This window comes from Nostoc sp. LEGE 12454, from assembly GCF_056620565.1.
Window position 1 is genome coordinate 337292 of the sequence record NZ_JBWQXL010000002.1, and the last position, 17167, is coordinate 354458.

The following is a 17167-nucleotide window of genomic DNA, read 5'->3' on the forward strand; positions in this document are numbered from 1 at the left end:
TTAACTTTTCCATATATATATTTATTTGTTTTTGGGAAGAGAATAAAAGTGCGATCGCCTCTGAAAAACGTAGACCCGTTAGCGTCTCTGAAAGAGAAGCCTCTCGTAGAGAAGGGGCTTCCCACAGTCTCAACCAACATTTCCGGGGCTTTGTTGAGTTGCGCTTTTCTTAACCCAATTGACAATTTCTCTTAATCCAACCGTATTGAGATATAGGCGTTCTGTGGAAATAGTTTACTTTTAATTAAATCTTTTTAATTTCAAGTCCATAATTTGTACATATCTAAAAAAATTGGCAGAAAATATGATATACCGAATCAGTCAAGAAATAGTCTAAATAGCAAAATTTTTTTGCCATTCCAACAAGTAGGCGATAAAGTGCCATCTGCCACAGATGTTCATCAACTTGCCAAAGATTTTATTTTAAAGGCAAACAAATTCGATAATTTAAAAAAAAATTTAATAAGAGGCAAGCATGAATTTTAATAAAAATGAAAAGCCTGTCATTTTAATAGTCGATGATACTCCTGTTAATTTACAAGTATTATTCGATTTTTTAGAGTATTACAGTTTTCAAGTTTTAGTAGCTGAAGATGGTAAAAGTGCCGTTGAAATGGCAGCTTATGCTTTGCCTGACCTGATTTTACTAGATATATTAATGCCAGGAATCGACGGTTTTGAGACTTGTAGACTTTTGAAAACAAATCCAGCCACTCAAGATATTCCCGTAATATTTATAACTGCCATGAGTGACAAGGTAGATAAAGTCAAAGGTTTGAATCTTGGCGCAGTAGATTACATTACCAAACCTCTAGAATATCAAGAGGTTTTAGCTAGGGTAAATACCCATTTACGTTTACGAAACCTTACAAAAAAACTCACAGAGCAAAATAAGCGTTTAGAGATCGAAATCTTAGAACGCCTGCGGGTAGAGGAAAAACTACGATGTCATTCAGATGCATTAGATGAGTGGAACAATCGCTATCAAGCATTAATTCAAGCAAGTGGTCAGATTCTCTATGACTGGCACTTGCATACCAATGAGATTAAATATGATGGCAATGTAGAGCGAATATTAGGTTACTCTATGCCTGAGATGTTCGGAGGTTTGAACCGCTGGCTAGAATTGGTTCATCCTGACGATCGCAGCTTCTTTAACAAAGAGATTAACCGCGTTTTATCCACAAAAGAGCGATTCCATCTTGAATTTCGCGTATCTCGTAAAGATGGCACTTATATCACAGTTGAGAACAATGGGTATATCTTTTTAGACTCTACAGGTAAAGTTGCTCGGATGGCGGGCTTTGTAATTGATATTACCGAACAGCAAGCTGCGCTACGCGATCGCAAAGATGCAGAACAGAAAATCCGCGAGCAAGCTGCTTTGCTTAACATCACCACAGACGCGATTATCGTTCAAAATTTGATTAATCAAATTCAATTTTGGAATAAAGGGGCTGAATATCTCTACGGTTGGATGGCAGAAGAAGTAGTGGGCAAGAATGCCAATCAGCTTTTTTATCAAAAGCAAAGTTTTTGCCAATTGAAAAACATCCAGAAAACTTTAGCTGAGAGTGGTGCGTGGCAAGGTGAGTTATATCAAGTCACAAAACAAGGCAAAGAAATCATCGTTGCTAGTCGCTGGACACTGGTAAATGATCATGAGGGGCAAGCCAAATCCATTTTGATTGTCAACTCCGACATCACAGAGAAAAAGCAACTTGAAGCCCAGTTTCTCCGGGCCCAGCGGATGGAGAGTCTTGGCACTCTAGCAAGTGGCATCGCCCATGACCTCAACAATGCACTGACACCGATGATGATGACAGTACAACTTTTAGAGGCAAAGCTGCCGGATGAAAAAAGTCAGAAATGGCTGACAATTATGGAAACAAATATTAAACGTGCAGCAGATTTAGTTAAACAAGTGCTATGGTTTTCACGCGGATCTGTAGGTAACTTTAAAACCTTACAGGTACGGAATTCAATTTTAGAAATCGAAAATATTGTTAAGCAAACATTTTCCAGAGCTATTGAAATCCACATTGATGTTCCTGGGCAAAACCTCTGGGATGTCTTTGGTGATGCAACTCAGATACACCAAGTGCTGATGAACCTCTGCATTAATGCTCGTGATGCTATGCCTCATGGCGGTATCTTAAAGATTTCTGCGAAGAATTTCTGGGTTGATAGCCACTATGCCCGGATGAATATTGATGCTAAGGCGGGTTCTTATGTGATGATTACCGTGGGCGATACAGGTATAGGAATTAAAAGAGAAATAATAGATAGAATTTTTGAGCCATTTTTCACAACAAAAGAAGTGGGTAAAGGCACAGGGCTTGGTCTTTCAACAGTCCTTGGCATTATCAAAAGCCACAGCGGTTTTGTAAATGTAGTTAGTGAAGTGGGCAAAGGTACAGAGTTTCAAGTTTGCTTACCCGTAACGCAGACAATCGAAGCAGATAGTAAATTAGCGAGATATCAGGAATTACCAGCAGGGCATGGAGAATTAATTCTCGTTGTTGATGATGAAGATTCAATTCGAGAGGTTACTCAAACCTGGTTAGAACAAAATGCCTATAAAGTTTTAGTGGCTAGTGATGGTATTGATGCGATCGCACTATATACAAAACATCAACCAGAAATTAGTGTGGTGTTAGTTGATATGATGATGCCATCTATGGATGGGCCAACAACTATCAATGTATTGAAAAAAATTAATCCAGATATCAAAATTATTGGTGTTAGTGGATTAGCCTCCAATCATGAAATGATCAAAAACCTTGGTAATAGTGTCAAAACCCTTTTGTCCAAGCCCTACACCTCAAGCGACTTGTTAATAAATTTACAGATGGTGATTAGCACAAAGTAGAGTTTGTCATTAGTCATTAGTCATTTGTCATTAGTGTCATTAGTGAATAACCAATGCCCACTGCTTAAGCAAAATGGTAAGTCGCAGTGGTAATATGTTTTTATGGCTGCTCTAATCCTTGCTATTGATGAACAAACTATTGGATGAAACGCTGTCAATCAAAATTGCTGAACAGATAAACAGCAGAGCTAGCACTCCGTTTGATAATGCTTATAAAGCAGCATTATCTACTGAGGGAGCAAGGTATATTCAGGGATTTTTAGCTTTTGCTGGGAAGCCATATAGACCGATTGAACACAGTTGGATTGAGCTAGACGACGCCTCTGATGTTCGGATTATCGATCCCACGTTACCTCACCTAAACAAAAATCCCCAAGAAATCTGGTATTTTGCAGCACATAGTCTGACTGTTAAAAAACTGAAAGCTATCATTGAAGAATCAAAAGAAGATTATCCAGAAGACGATCCATTGCCAATTTATGGCGATCCACCTTATGAATATTACGGTGATGTAATGTTGGGTGGTCAAGACTATCTGGCAGCATATCAAGCCGCAGAGGCTAAGTGCAGAGAAATCAACGAACTCAACCCTGAGAGTAACTAATAAAAATGAATTAAATAATTCATTATTACGAATTACGTTACTATCACTTTGCCACAATTTTGACTATTCAGGAGATATTCTATAAGTAGAGCGGTGTAAATAATTTAAGGTTTGTAGTGAGCGGCTCTAGCCCTCATAAGAGGACTAAAGTCCTCACTACAAATTAATTTCAATATTTTTTACATTACTTAATCTAGTTTGATTTATTCTCACCGACTTACTTAGCTTCAGAGACTTATAAGTAATTATTTTTACTTTCTACCTTTTCTGTGCTATCGTCTGTAGCCATTCAATTAGGGGTCTTAAGGTTCCTGGCAATGCTGACTCACTGACAGTCACTGTATGCTGCTTGCCGTTATCTTCTACTGTTAATTTATATTGAAAGCGATCGCTCTGAGGATTTGGCGAAGTAATTAGTTCTGGTAGCCTAAACAAATCAGCAATTTCCACAAGTTGGGGAAGTTTGGCAGCTTCATGTGGCGGGAGAGTGTCTGTATCAACGGTTGTCTTCTTGCTAATTCCAGCAAAGCCGCCCGTGCGTTCAAATGATACCCGCATTTTTTGCTCTCCGTTGTGTTATTTAGTTGAAATACATACTAAGACTGGGAGATGATCGGTTCTCAACTCCCAGTTTAACAACAACAAACAACAGATTAATCAGTCCTGAGTACTGAGTGAAGAAGTGGAAGGTATTGACTATTTATTCTTAACTCCTCACTATTAACTCGTAACTTTAAATAACTCCTACCTTTTGCCAAGCATTTCGCACAGCTTTTTGCTCATTACTGTCATTACCGTAGAGTTCGCCAGCAACTTGAATGGTGACGTTGGCAGCTTTTTTAAAATCTGCTTTGGCACGCAAGCGATCGCGTAAAGCTATATACCAGATTTTGCCAGCTTTTTCCCAGGCATAGCCACCAATCTCAACAGCCGCTAGATAAAAGGCATGGTTAGGGATTCCTGAGTTTATATGTACTCCAGCATTATCTTCATCACCAGTATATTTATCTTTTACATGACCTGGTTGGGGATCTTTACCCAGTACTGGGTCATCATAAGCTGTTCCTGGTGCTTTCATTGAGCGGAGGGCAACACCTTTGACAGTCGGGACTAAAAGACCTTCACCAATCAGCCAGTCTGCCTCTTGTGCAGTCTGATTTTTGGACTTTTGTTTCACCAAGGAACCAAAGACATCAGAAAACGATTCATTTAGTGCCCCTGGTTCGCCATAATACTGCAAACCTGCTTCATACTGAGTTATTCCATGAGCTAACTCATGCCCAATCACATCAATTGATTTCGTAAAGCGCTGAAACATTTCTCCGTCGCCATCACCATAAACCATTTGGTCGCCGTTCCAAAAGGCGTTGTCATATTTAACGCCATAATGCACGGTGGAGTCTAAACGCAGTCCTTTGTCATCAATGGAATTGCGATCGAATATTTCATGAAATAAGTCATAAGTAGCACCAGCAGCATCGTAGGCTTCATTTACTGCTGCATCACTGCTTGGTGGATCGCCTTCAGCACGCACCAATGTGCCAGGGAGCTGCTGTCCATATTTTGCATCGTAGATGGTGCGACGCTTTTCACCCGGGGAAGGTGCAAAGGAGATAGTACCTATAACATCTCTGCGTCCGCGAAGCTGTGCTGAAACATTTAATGTATGAAAAGCCCAACTCCGCTGCTGAGGATTGCCATTCACCACGACATTTTCCAGCATGTGGGGCGGGATAATACAACAAATAGGGCATCTAGAGATAAGTGGATGCTCATACTTAAACCCGGCTGATTTCTTTTTATTTCGAGCCATCCAAGATATTCTCCTTTTGAAACTAAGTGATGGCAAACAGTGGCTTTAACTCCACTGGAGAAAGGAGCAGAAAAACGAATCCAAATCGCGTGTCCCTGGTTTTTTCTGAAGTAAATTTTCTACTCTGTATTTTCGGATAGGTCTGTAGAGGATTGATAGTATCCTCACGGGTACCTCTGTTGTGGAAATATTGTATAAAAACACCAAGCCAGCTTAATTACCCCAAGTTTCAGCTAAAACTCTTGTGTGAGTTAGCAAGACCTCCTTTACAGACCTAATGCGTTTATATATTAGTTCCGATCAAGAGAAATAATATTATTTATTGCTGTTTTGTTACTATCAAGCTGTTAATGCGATAAATGCCTATTGGAGACAGGCTAATCTCAAATCTAGGCATCCAAAACCGAGAATTTTCACAAATAGCCACCAAACACCGCCAAACCATAATATTTCCAAGGTACTGCAACTGTCTTAAATCCAGCTTTGCTCAACATTTGGAAATGAGTCTCTAAGCTAGCTAGCTGGTCTTGACTAGAGTAACCTTGAGTAGTGCTGGTAGCACGTTTAGCGCGAATCTCTGTCAAATTAATTCCCTGTTCAACTGCCCATTCCTCTCGTGCCGCTTTGTAAACTTCTGCTAAGGCTGGTGATTCTGGTAAAGTAGGGTCTGCATTCCAAAAACAGCCATCTTGAGTGAGGCTAGCAGCAATTCGCTCAAATAATTTCAACTTCATCTCATCTTGGAGATGGTGAATTGCCAAAGATGAGACACAAGCATCAAATTCGCTACCAATATCCAAGTTCTCTGGATTATCTGCCCAGTCGCCAAAATCTGCTTGTATACCAGTCCAGCGTTGTTGATATCCATCTGCTGTGATTTTATCTTGAGCAAATTGCAACATTCTAGGTGAGTAATCTAGGGCAATTATTTGGGAATCTGGAAAGCGGTTGAGTATCTTGAGACTAAGTTCGCCTGTACCACAACCTAATTCTAAAATACGCCGACTTGTAGAAGTTAAACAACGGGTAATTACCTCCAACATCTCATCGTATCGCGGTAATAGTTGGCGAATACCAGTGTCAAAATCCGCAGTGTTGGCGAATACTTCTCCGGGAAATACCTGTTGCATAGGATTTGGAAAAAATAGACAAATTAATCAATATTAATCATCCATTATTACTGGGGTATATGCTACATCGAAAGGAGGAACTTTTATTATTAAAATATATGGGCTATATGGGCTAAAATATATTTTTTCAAAAACAACGTACGATATTGCTGGCCATCAAAAAATATTGCCGCGATTATTGCCGTTGTAATCATTTCCGCATTGCTCATTTCTTTGCGACAGTCTTCTTAGCGATCGCTCTTACATTTCATTTATGGTGAAATAAGCTGAAGTAATTAGTTCAGTAAGAACCTGTCTTTTCACTAACCTCTATCTTGTCTCAGGTGCGAACTTGACATTAAACGTACTAATCTAGCTATAGTGGAACAGGCTTCGCTGTGTTTGGTTAAGCAGAAGATGGATTTTAGTCAGACTCTAATTGCGAAAAGTGATGCCATTCTTGAGCAATGGGTAGAAGCGGTTTACCAGGATCAACAAATTGAAGCGACTAATGAACTTACTTTCAATGCTGTACGGGATAGCTTACCCCGCGTTTTGAAAGCATTAGCAACAGTACTTTCTGAATCGGAAACAAGCGATTTGCAGACAGTAGTAGATGCAAGTTTAGAACACGGCACACTCCGCGCCCAACAGGGATTTGAACCAGCCGAAATTGCGCGAGAGTATCGTTTACTCCGGTTTGTGATTTTTTCCTTTTTAGAAGAAGATTTATTACAAGGATCTGCACAAGATGTGCTAAGGGCTGTTCGCCTGATTGATACAGTAATTGATGAAGCGATCGCGCGTTGTTTTAACAGTTATACTCAAGGACGATTACAAGAGTTTAAACAAGTCCAAAGTCAATTGCGGTTGACTAACCAAGAACTAACTCGTTTGGTTCGCGCTAATAAAGATAGTATCTCTCATTTGGCTCATGAACTGAAAACGCCCCTGACTTCAATCATCGGTTACGCAGACTTATTTCTGCGCCAGCAGCGTAAACAATCAGATATCAAAGATACTTATGCAAATCTTGAAAGTATCGAGCGAGTTCTCAAGAATAGTAGACTTCTTGTCCGGTTAATTAACGATACTCTAGAAATTTCGCGCTATGATGCCGGACAGATGAAATTGCAGCCTACTTTAACCGATGTGCGTAGTTTAATCAACTTTGTTTTAGAGATGATTGAACCATTAGCGCGTGCTAAAGAATTATCCTTGGTTGTTGAATTCGAACGCGCCCCAAGCCAGGTTATCACAGATCCGCTTCGGCTTCAGCAAATTTTGACAAATCTGCTGAGTAACGCAATTCGCTACACAGAATCTGGTTCAATTCATTTGCAGTGCTGGACGGTATCTCAACAGCAGTGGGCTATTTCTGTTACTGATACTGGTATTGGTATTTCTTTAGATGCTCAAGCACAAATCTTCAATCCTTATTTTCGGGAAGTAACTGCTCCCCAAGTGCAAACTTCTGATGGTACAGGATTAGGTTTAGCAATAGTCTCTCGATTGGTTCAGTTAATGGATGGTGAAATTAAAGTAGATTCACAGCTAGGAAAAGGATCTACATTTACTGTAATTTTGCCATTAGAAGCGCTCACCTATAACCACGGCTGACTATTTCAGCGAAATTTGAAAGTGAAATCGCAACTTAAACTGGTGCGTTACACTCTGTTAACGCACCAAACTGGCGCGTCTACTCGTCAATTTGACCAACGCGGCGAATATTCAAAATGTCGCTCATTTTTTTAATTTGGATGAAGACTTGCTCTAGTTGAGAGCGATCGCGTATATCTATTCCTAAGTCGATCAATGCCGGTTGACCAGTAGAGGTTTTTACCTGGGCATGACGGACGTTGATCCCTTGGTCACTCAAGCGTGACAAAATATCCTTTAGCACCCCTACACGATCCAGAGCTTCAATTTGAACATCTACTGGGTACGTATGCGGACGACCACTATTTTCGGCGGCTGGGTTCCACCTAACTGGTACTAAGCGCTCATACTCTACAGTCTCCAGATTATGGCATCCTTGGCGATGAATCGAAATCCCCCTACCTCGCGTCACCACACCAATAATCGGTTCGCCAGGAATCGGGGTACAACACCCAGCTAAATAATATACCAAACCTTCCACCCCAAAAATTGGCGAATCAGTGGAGCGTGAGGTAGTTGGAGGTGCATCTCGCAAAGCTTTTGATGTCGCTGGTTCTTTGGGGACAAATAGCGGCACAGTGGAAACTGGTTGTTGTCCCTTCGCTACTTCTCGCCAGCGATTTAATACTAGGTTCAACGTAATTTCTCCGTAACCCAAACCAGCGAGCAAATCTTCCACGCTGTGGTAGTTACACTTTTCGGCGACAATCTGCATCGCATCCGACTTCAGCAGACTATCAAAACCAGTTTTACCAAGTTCCTTTTCTAATAATTCCCGTCCACGGGCGACATTTTCTTCCCGGCGCGATCGCTTGTACCATTGTTTTATCCGATATTTCGCCGCCGAAGTTCTGGCAAAGTTCAACCAATCTAAACTCGGATGGCAGTTCTTTTGGGTGAGAACTTCTACAATATCGCCATTGTGCAGCCGCGTTGACAATGGCACCATTCGCCCATTTACCCGTGCCCCTGAACAGTGGTTTCCGACTTCTGTATGAATGCGATAAGCAAAATCTACAGTGGTAGCACCAGGACTTAAAGGAACAACATCTCCCTTAGGGGTGAAGACATAGACATCATCTTCAAATAGATTATCTTTGACGCTATCAAGATATTCTTGGGCATCCTTAAGATCGGTTTGCCATTCCAGCAGTTGCCGCAGCCAAGTAAACTTGTCATCTGTGCCTGTCAAATGGCTAATGCTAGAACCACCTGTTTCTTTATACTTCCAATGGGCGGCAATCCCATACTCGGCGATATGATGCATTTCGATTGTCCGAATTTGCACCTCTAAAGGACGGCCAGTTAATCCAATCACCCCAGTATGCAATGACTGGTAACGGTTAGGCTTTGGCAGTCCAATATAGTCTTTAAATCTGCCAGGAATTGGGCGAAAAGCATCATGAACCACCGCCAACGCCCGATAACATTCTTCATTGGTTTGAACAATTATTCGCAGCGCTGCCAAATCGTAAATTTCATGAAATTCCTTTTGCTGGCGGTGCATTTTTTGGTAAATGCTATAAAGGTGCTTGGGGCGACCGCTGATCTCCTGAAAGTGGATTCCGGCTTGCTGCAAACGCTCTTGCAACATGTTCGTAGCTCTAGCCAATTTCTCTTCTCGCGCCGTCCGTTTTTCAGAAACATGCTCTTGCATTTGGCGGTAAGCTTCTGGTTCCAAATACTTAAAAGCCAAATCTTCCAGTTCCCATTTAATTCGCCAAATCCCCAAGCGATTGGCTAAGGGTGCGAATATATCTCGCGTTTCCTGGGCACTGCGGCGGCGGCTGGCCTCTGACATATATTGTAAAGTTCGCATATTATGCAAACGATCTGCCAATTTCACCACAATTACCCGAATATCTTGCGCCATTGCCAAAAACATCCGCCGGAAGTTTTCGGCTTGGCTTTCGGTTTTACTGGTGAAATTAATTTTAGAAAGCTTGGTGACACCTTCGACCAATTGCCGCACTTCTGCGCCAAAGCGTTCTTCTATTTCTTGACTTGTAACTTCTGTATCTTCAACGACATCATGGAGAAATCCAGCTGCTATCATAGCAGCACTGCCTCCCAAGTCACGCAACAATTCAGCCACAGCAATGGGATGAGCAATGTATGGTTCTCCAGATTTGCGGTATTGACCTTCATGCAGTTGGTAAGCAAATTCAAATGCCCGACCAATTAAGACGGCATCATTATGTCTTCGGTCATCTTCCCCTGCGCCGCTAGTTGTCGATGACTCCTTCAAACATTTTTTTAACCATTCGGGAATGGCAAGGTCAACTGATGAATTTATCGCTATACTGCTCATACAATTTGGGTTTAGAGAGGATCGGTAGATAAGTGAATGATAAATAAAACTAGCAGCATCGCCCTGATAAAGATGCTGTTGCCTAAAGACGGGTTGGAAAAAGCAGTGTAAGGACGATTCTCCAATTGCCAGTGGTAGTCATCCAGTTTGAATTTCAAGAATCGTTAAAGAAAGAAAATCCATTGATGGCAAACAAAGCCCCAAATCAAGATTTGAGGCTTCTAGTGCTGATAAGTCTTTAAGAAAGTTTATTGTAGAAGAAAAATTACTTGACATTAATACTATCTTAACTAGCACTGGATGTCTTTAAACCGTGAGAAATATCTGGCATTCGTAACTTTATTAGAGCAATTACGCTCCGATGCCACAACTACCCAAATCGTTGCGCCAGAATTGCGGCAGCGTGTAGCCACGTTGCAGCAATTTTTCGGGCAACAGATTGTGCCTTTGGCTGATGAAAACTGGCGAGTGCAGTCTTATCAAACGGAGATGAGCAAGCAATTGCGCTTGTTGGCAATAGATGTGATGTTTTTCCAAGGAGCGCGGCAAGCATCGACTGCACAAACGAGACTTCAAACGATTAGCGATCGCTTGACAACCCTCATTCAATACTGTCATGCCATTCTGCAACCAGAAGCGGAAGGAGAAAAATAACAATTGTTCACCTTTTTCTCTAATCCCTCCATCATCTCATTTCTGACCTATGATGGAAAGTTATTTTGCTAACAAGTTGGGATTGGGGATTGAAAAGAGGCAGAGGGGCGGGGTGCGGGGGGCGGAGGGGAAAACTCTTCTCCCTTGCCCCCTGCTCCCTGCTCCCTGCCCCCTGCCCCCTGCTCCCTGCCCCCTGTTCCCTACTCCCTACTCCCTACTCCCTTTATCAAAAGATTCATAGTGCGGCGCATGTATGCTTCTACTGGCTCGGTTGTGGGTTTGAAGATCAGTGCATAATATAGTGAACCGCTTACAAGGTCGATAATTAAGTCTACGTCTGCGTCTTTGTGAATTTCGCCTCTAGACTTGGCACGTTCAAGTATTTTAGAAAAGGCTTCACGTCTGAGTTTCGTATATTTTGTCCAATAAACCTCGGCAAATTGAGGATTGCTAGACGCTGTACTAACAATCAGCGCAAGTGTCTGACGACCAAGGGGACTATCTATTTTTTTGGCGGCATTCTTAATCAGGATATCCATGTCTCCCCAAAAGCTGTCGGTATCGGGGATCGCTAAATCATCTCTGAGACTTTCTATCGCGTCTGCAACTAGTTCTTCTTTGGAAGTGTAACGCCGATAGATGGTTGTTTTACCAACTCCGGCACGAGAAGCGATCGCTTCTATACTCATGCTTTCATATCCTACCTCTGCAAGCAGATCCAAAGTTGCTTGCAAAATCGCTTGATCGGCGTGGATGCTGCGTGGGCGTCCAGAGGTGCTGTTGATTTGCTTACTCATAAAAATATCATCCCCAAGCAATATCTTCTTGGCCATTTGCTTCTACTTTTGGGCATAGAACATAGCTTCTGGGAAAGGAAATAAGCCTCATAACCCAATTCTCATGCACTAAAACAGCAGCAATGACCATCCATCTTTAGCATAGGTATTTCTGCCGCTTTTCAGGAAAAACTCTCTTGACCGTTTTTATATGATACGCTACCGTAGCGTATATATACAATACTTAATTTTAGCTTTGGCATTCCTTGACATCTCCCAAATATTATTTGTGCTAAATAATGGCTACCAACATTAAAAGTTCTAGTTTTGACGAATTTGGTTATGTCCACGGCCCATTGAAGTGGGCGATCGCTTTTACAGCTTCTCTGGGTGCAATTTTAGAAGTAATTGATACTAGTATTGTTAACGTTGCCCTGACAGATATACAGGCTAGTTTGGGTGCAACTGTTAGTGAAGTCGGCTGGGTGGTAACTGGATATGCGATCGCAAATGTCGTCTTAATTCCCTTATCTGCATGGCTGGGAGATTACTTTGGACGCAAAACCTACTTTATCTTCTCGTTGATTGGCTTTACCCTGTCCTCGGTTTTATGCGGTTTGGCATTTAATTTACCGATGCTAGTTTTTTCTCGAATTCTTCAAGGTTTGTGTGGTGGGGGGTTGCTAGCTAAAGCCCAGGCGATTTTGTTCGAGACTTTTCCACCTGCTGAACAGGGTTTAGCACAGGCAGTTTTTGGGGTAGGTGTAATTGCTGGCCCAGCCATCGGCCCAACTTTAGGAGGATTTTTGGTAGATGGTTTGGGCTGGCGGTGGATTTTCTTTGTTAATATTCCTTTCGGGATCGTTGCAGTGGCGATGTCAGTGGTATTTTTGCCCAAAGACAAAGATAAGAGTGAGACACAAAGCCAAGCCGTCGATTGGTTCGGGATTGGATTTTTAGTTATCGCTATTGGCTGTATGCAAACTTTGTTAGAGGAAGGAGAGAAAGAGGACTGGTTTTCCTCCAGTTTTATTACCACGTTAGCGATCGCCAGTATTATCGGCTTGGGGTTGTTTATTTGGCAAGAAGTGAAAACAGATCACCCTGCTGTGGATTTAAGAGTTTTGCGCCACCGTTCTTTAGCTGCGGGAAGCGTTCTCTCAGCAGTGGTGGGTATGGGGCTTTATGGCACACTCTTTGCTGTGCCGATATTTGCTCAGAGTGTGCTGCACTTTACGGCGACGCAGACAGGACTATTGTTAGCGCCTGGTGCTTTAGCGTCTGCGATCGTTATGGTTTTATTAGGCAAACTGTCTAGTAAAATTGATGCCCGATTTTTAATTGCAATGGGCGCTGTCGGATCGTCTGGAGTCATGTTTCAACTCGCAGCAATTACCCCACAAACTGGCATAGATGATTTATTTTGGCCATTGGTATGGCGCGGGGCTTTTACTGTGTTGATGTTTCTGCCTTTGAGTTTGGCAGTTTTAGGCCCGCTACCCAAACAGGATATTTCTGCCGGCTCTGGTTTCTACAACCTGACTCGACAATTGGGTGGTAGCATTGGCATTGCTCTACTCACCACTTTGCTTGACCGACGAGAAGCTTTTCATCGAGCGATCCTATTAGCAAAACTTAGTCCTTATGACCCAGAAACCAGTCAGCGCCTCGATTTCCTCAATGGGGCACTCCAAGGTCAAGGCATGGATGCGACAACAGCGCAACAACAAGCACTAGCTTTATTAAGTCAAACAGTAGATACTCAAGCTGCGGTTTTGTCTTACGCAGATTGCTTTCGAGTGGTCGGGATAGGGTTTCTTTGCTCATTACCTCTGTTGCTATTTCTGGGTAAAGGCGGTGCAGGAGTGAAAGCGCCAGTCGGTCACTAGGAGTAAGGTAAATAGCGATCGCATCCCTATTCTAAATTCTCTGACTGCAAAACTACGTAATAACACGGCTTCTGGATTATTCTCTACCGAAAGTGATAGCAGAAAATTAATACACATTGATTGATCCGAATGAAAAAAGTAAAAGTCCCACTCAAAACTGAGTGGGACTATGTGAAGTCTTATTACTAAAATGATAAATCTCGATCTTAGAAAAAGTTCATGATTGTAATAACCCCAACGCTGGTTAACATCATTAAAGCGCCCATAATTATAGACTGGCCTAATGGATTGCTGAATTTTGCGTTGTTCATTTAAGTAAAATCCCTTTTATTAATAGTTCCTTAACCATATCAAAATCAGTATAAATATCTATAAAAATACTGTAAAACTTAAATTACCGTAACGTTTCTTAATAAATTTTTCATTTTAAATAGTGTATTAATTATTACTAAATACTGAAGATGGTTATTTATCTTGTTCTCGCTCTTCATTCTCCATTCTCAAAATGTAGTAATTTCCACACAAAATAATTACCTTATCTCCGAGCGGAATACGTGTCTTGATGGAGTAAGATCGATCTTAATCAAGGTAGAAATATTTGAATAGAAGATTATCATGACAGTCTCCACGGCATCTAGAAACCAAGCGATCGCTTTTGACTTAGAAAAATTAAATGAGCAATTTGAAAGTGCCACACCCAAAGACATATTGGCATGGTCTATAGAAAATATCCCAACGGGACTGGTGCAAACAAGCGCCTTTAACGTGGATGACATGATAATTACCCATATTCTTTACAGCGAACTGAAGCATCCCGTTCCTGTAATCTTTCTCGATACTTTGCACCACTTCCCTCAAAGCCTAGAATTAGTTGCCAAAGCTAAACAAATCTATAATCTGGATTTGCAAACTTTCAAAACTCCAGATGTAGACACCCGCGAAGCCTTTGAAGCCAAATACGGCGACAAACTTTGGGACACGGATATTGCCCAATTCCACCACATTACAAAAATTGAACCACTGTTACGGGGTTTAGACGATCTAAACAGTGTCGCTTGGATTACCGGACGCCGCCGAGACCAAGCAGTAACCCGTGCGAATATGCCCATATTTGAATTCGACGGTAAAGGTCGGCTGAAAGTAAATCCCATTGCTACTTGGACACGCCAAGACAGCTGGGTTTACGTAGCTGAACATGGAGTCATCTACAACCCCCTCCACGACCAAGGTTATCCCAGCATCGGCGACCAACCCATCACCACTAAAGTAGGTGAAGGCGAAGATGAACGCGCCGGACGCTGGCGAGGAAGTGATAAAACAGAATGCGGAATTCATATTTAGTCATTGGTCATTTGTTATTTGTCATTAGTATTAGACAAAGGGCAAATGACTAAGAACAAAGGACAAATATGATTAAAATCCTCCATCTCTCTGACATCCACATGGGAAGTGGCTTCTCCCACGGACGAATTAATCCTGCGACGGGATTGAATACACGGTTGGAGGATTTTGTCAATACCTTGTCTATATGTATTGACCGAGCGCTAACAGATGCCGTCGATATGGTGATATTTGGTGGCGATGCTTTCCCAGATGCTACACCACCGCCTTATGTACAACAAGCTTTTGCCAGCCAGTTTCGCCGTCTCATGGATGCCAATATTCCGACAGTGCTGTTGGTTGGCAACCACGACCAACATTCCCAAGGACAGGGAGGGGCGAGTTTAAATATTTACCGCACTTTGGGAGTGCCAGGGTTTGTTGTTGGTGACACAGTAACTACTCACTGCATCGAAACCCGTAATGGCAAAGTGCAAGTAATCACCCTCCCCTGGCTGACTCGTTCGACTTTGATGACTCGCCAAGAAACTGAAGGTTTGTCTTTGGCGGAAGTCAACCAACTATTAACAGAACGCCTGCGAGTTGTTTTAGAAGGGGAAGTTCGCCGTCTTGACCCCGATGTACCTACTATCCTTTTGGCTCACTTGATGGCTGACAATGCTAGCTTGGGTGCAGAAAGATTTTTGGCAGTAGGTAAAGGCTTTACTCTACCCCTATCTTTGCTGACGCGACCTTGTTTTGATTATGTAGCGTTGGGACACGTTCACCGCCACCAAAATCTGAATAAATCTAACAACCCGCCGGTGATTTATCCAGGGAGTATTGAACGGGTAGATTTTAGTGAAGAAAAAGAAGACAAAGGCTATGTGATGCTGGAACTGGAGCGGGGAAGCGCTGAGTGGGAATTTTGTCCCTTAACAGTTCGGACTTTCCGCACCATTGAAGTGGATGTCTCAAAAGCAGACGATCCGCAAGCGGTGTTAATGAAAGCGATCGCCAAGTATGATATTCAAGATGCTGTAGTGCGGCTAATTTACAAACTCCGCTCCGAGCAAATGGATTTAATTGACAGTTCCTCTCTACATACTGCTTTAAGTCCCGCTCATACCTACACCATTCAAGCAGAATTAGTCAGTCAATTAGCTCGTCCCCGGATTCCTGAATTGAGTGCAAGTAGCAGCATCGACCCAATGGAAGCGTTAAAAACTTACTTGAACAATCGCGAAGACCTCAAAGACATCGCAACCTCAATGATGGATGCAGCCCAGAAGTTGTTAGCAGATGATGTGGAAGTTTGGCTGGAAGCAGCAACTAATGAGTAGGTTAAAATAATTTGTAATTAAAAATTAATTATTATGGAATAACGTAGACGCTTCGGCTTGCCGCAGGCTACCGCAGAGGCGCGAAGGGCACGGAGAAATCAGAGTTTTAGAGGTATTTTGTGTAAGCCCTATTTTCCATTCTCCAAAATATATGACGCAAACAATCCAAGCAAATGTCATCGACTTACGCTATTTAATTGATAACTTTGGTATTGAGTTAGTTTTGGATAGCTCATTCTTTCTTGAATGGCAAGAAAATTTACCAGAAATAAATGATTTAGATAAACAACTTTTAGATAAGGTAAAAACGGGTTATTTTAATCTTCTTAATTACCCACCTTTACTAGAAGATGTAGTCAGAATGGCAGTTGTAGACCCATTGCTTTTTATTGGGGATTTTTATCTAGCTCCGTTTTATGTAAAATCAGAAGAATCTATAGATATTGCTGTGCCAGATGAAGATGTAATTATCAAAGGTAGAATAGATACCTTAGTTTTAAAAGAGCAATTTTGGGTGATGATTATTGAGTCTAAAAGAGCTTCGTTTTCAGTCGAACAAGGACTCGCACAAATTCTTGCTTATCTGTTAGGAAATGGCGATAACGATAAACCTAGTTTTGGTATGATTGCCACGGGAAGCGAGTTCATTTTCGTCAAATTAGTGAAAGGAAATCCACCACGTTATGCTTTATCAAAGGGTTTTTTGATGCGTAACCCTGGAAATGAATTGTCCGACGTGCTACGTATATTGAAACGCCTGAATCAGTTGGTGGGTGCTTAAACCTTATCGCGATTATATATTCTCACAGGATGCGCG

Annotated in this window: 14 protein-coding genes; 9 read left to right on the top strand and 5 right to left on the bottom strand. The window is 41.9% G+C overall.

The features are described from left to right. The first annotated feature begins 351 nt into the window (after nt 1–351). From AC1F2U_RS03705 to AC1F2U_RS03715, 3 genes are all read left to right on the top strand, one after another. Complete coding sequence (locus AC1F2U_RS03705; protein ID WP_480259881.1) at nt 352–486, top strand: hypothetical protein; 135 nt, start codon at nt 352–354, stop codon at nt 484–486. Next, nucleotides 476–2872, top strand: a complete 2397-nt coding sequence (locus tag AC1F2U_RS03710) for a response regulator (protein WP_480259882.1) — start codon at nt 476–478, stop codon at nt 2870–2872. Before AC1F2U_RS03705 ends, AC1F2U_RS03710 begins: the two co-directional genes overlap by 11 nt. Before the next feature lie 127 nt (nt 2873–2999). After that, nucleotides 3000–3476: a hypothetical protein gene (locus tag AC1F2U_RS03715; RefSeq protein WP_335001763.1), complete on the top strand. Its 477-nt coding sequence runs from the start codon at nt 3000–3002 to the stop codon at nt 3474–3476. A 258-nt stretch (nt 3477–3734) separates the two neighbouring features. Here the strand turns inward: AC1F2U_RS03715 and AC1F2U_RS03720 are convergent, their stop codons facing one another. The 3 genes from AC1F2U_RS03720 to AC1F2U_RS03730 all read right to left on the bottom strand — a co-directional run bounded on the left by AC1F2U_RS03720 (nt 3735) and on the right by AC1F2U_RS03730 (nt 6419). Further along, nucleotides 3735–4034, bottom strand: a complete 300-nt coding sequence (locus tag AC1F2U_RS03720) for a protealysin inhibitor emfourin (protein ID WP_480259883.1) — start codon at nt 4032–4034, stop codon at nt 3735–3737. A 175-nt stretch (nt 4035–4209) separates the two neighbouring features. Further along, a complete protein-coding gene (locus tag AC1F2U_RS03725; RefSeq protein WP_480259884.1) occupies nt 4210–5289 on the bottom strand; it encodes a M4 family metallopeptidase in 1080 nt (359 codons plus the stop codon). Between the two features lie 413 nt (nt 5290–5702). Continuing rightward, complete coding sequence (locus tag AC1F2U_RS03730; protein ID WP_480259885.1) at nt 5703–6419, bottom strand: class I SAM-dependent methyltransferase; 717 nt, start codon at nt 6417–6419, stop codon at nt 5703–5705. A 396-nt stretch (nt 6420–6815) separates the two neighbouring features. On the opposite strand from AC1F2U_RS03730, the gene AC1F2U_RS03735 reads away from it, so the two are divergent. Next, complete coding sequence (locus AC1F2U_RS03735; protein ID WP_480259966.1) at nt 6816–8018, top strand: sensor histidine kinase; 1203 nt, start codon at nt 6816–6818, stop codon at nt 8016–8018. A 79-nt stretch (nt 8019–8097) separates the two neighbouring features. Here the strand turns inward: AC1F2U_RS03735 and AC1F2U_RS03740 are convergent, their stop codons facing one another. Then, a complete protein-coding gene (locus tag AC1F2U_RS03740) occupies nt 8098–10368 on the bottom strand; it encodes a RelA/SpoT family protein (RefSeq protein ID WP_480259886.1) in 2271 nt (756 codons plus the stop codon). Nucleotides 10369–10668: 300 nt separating this feature from the next. Between AC1F2U_RS03740 and patD the strand changes: the two genes are divergently transcribed. After that, nucleotides 10669–11022: a heterocyst frequency control protein PatD gene (patD, locus tag AC1F2U_RS03745; protein WP_480259887.1), complete on the top strand. Its 354-nt coding sequence runs from the start codon at nt 10669–10671 to the stop codon at nt 11020–11022. A gap of 200 nt (nt 11023–11222) precedes the next feature. On the opposite strand, the gene AC1F2U_RS03750 is transcribed toward patD, so the two are convergent. After that, nucleotides 11223–11819: a TetR/AcrR family transcriptional regulator gene (locus AC1F2U_RS03750; protein WP_334872330.1), complete on the bottom strand. Its 597-nt coding sequence runs from the start codon at nt 11817–11819 to the stop codon at nt 11223–11225. Between the two features lie 278 nt (nt 11820–12097). Between AC1F2U_RS03750 and AC1F2U_RS03755 the strand changes: the two genes are divergently transcribed. The 4 genes from AC1F2U_RS03755 to AC1F2U_RS03770 all read left to right on the top strand — a co-directional run bounded on the left by AC1F2U_RS03755 (nt 12098) and on the right by AC1F2U_RS03770 (nt 17131). Further along, nucleotides 12098–13687, top strand: a complete 1590-nt coding sequence (locus AC1F2U_RS03755; protein ID WP_480259888.1) for a DHA2 family efflux MFS transporter permease subunit — start codon at nt 12098–12100, stop codon at nt 13685–13687. A gap of 615 nt (nt 13688–14302) precedes the next feature. Next, nucleotides 14303–15028: a phosphoadenosine phosphosulfate reductase gene (gene cysH / locus AC1F2U_RS03760; protein ID WP_480259889.1), complete on the top strand. Its 726-nt coding sequence runs from the start codon at nt 14303–14305 to the stop codon at nt 15026–15028. A gap of 68 nt (nt 15029–15096) precedes the next feature. Beyond that, complete coding sequence (gene sbcD / locus AC1F2U_RS03765) at nt 15097–16350, top strand: exonuclease subunit SbcD (RefSeq protein ID WP_480259890.1); 1254 nt, start codon at nt 15097–15099, stop codon at nt 16348–16350. A gap of 151 nt (nt 16351–16501) precedes the next feature. Beyond that, a complete protein-coding gene (locus AC1F2U_RS03770; protein WP_480259891.1) occupies nt 16502–17131 on the top strand; it encodes a restriction endonuclease subunit R in 630 nt (209 codons plus the stop codon). Nucleotides 17132–17167: the final 36 nt, after the last annotated feature.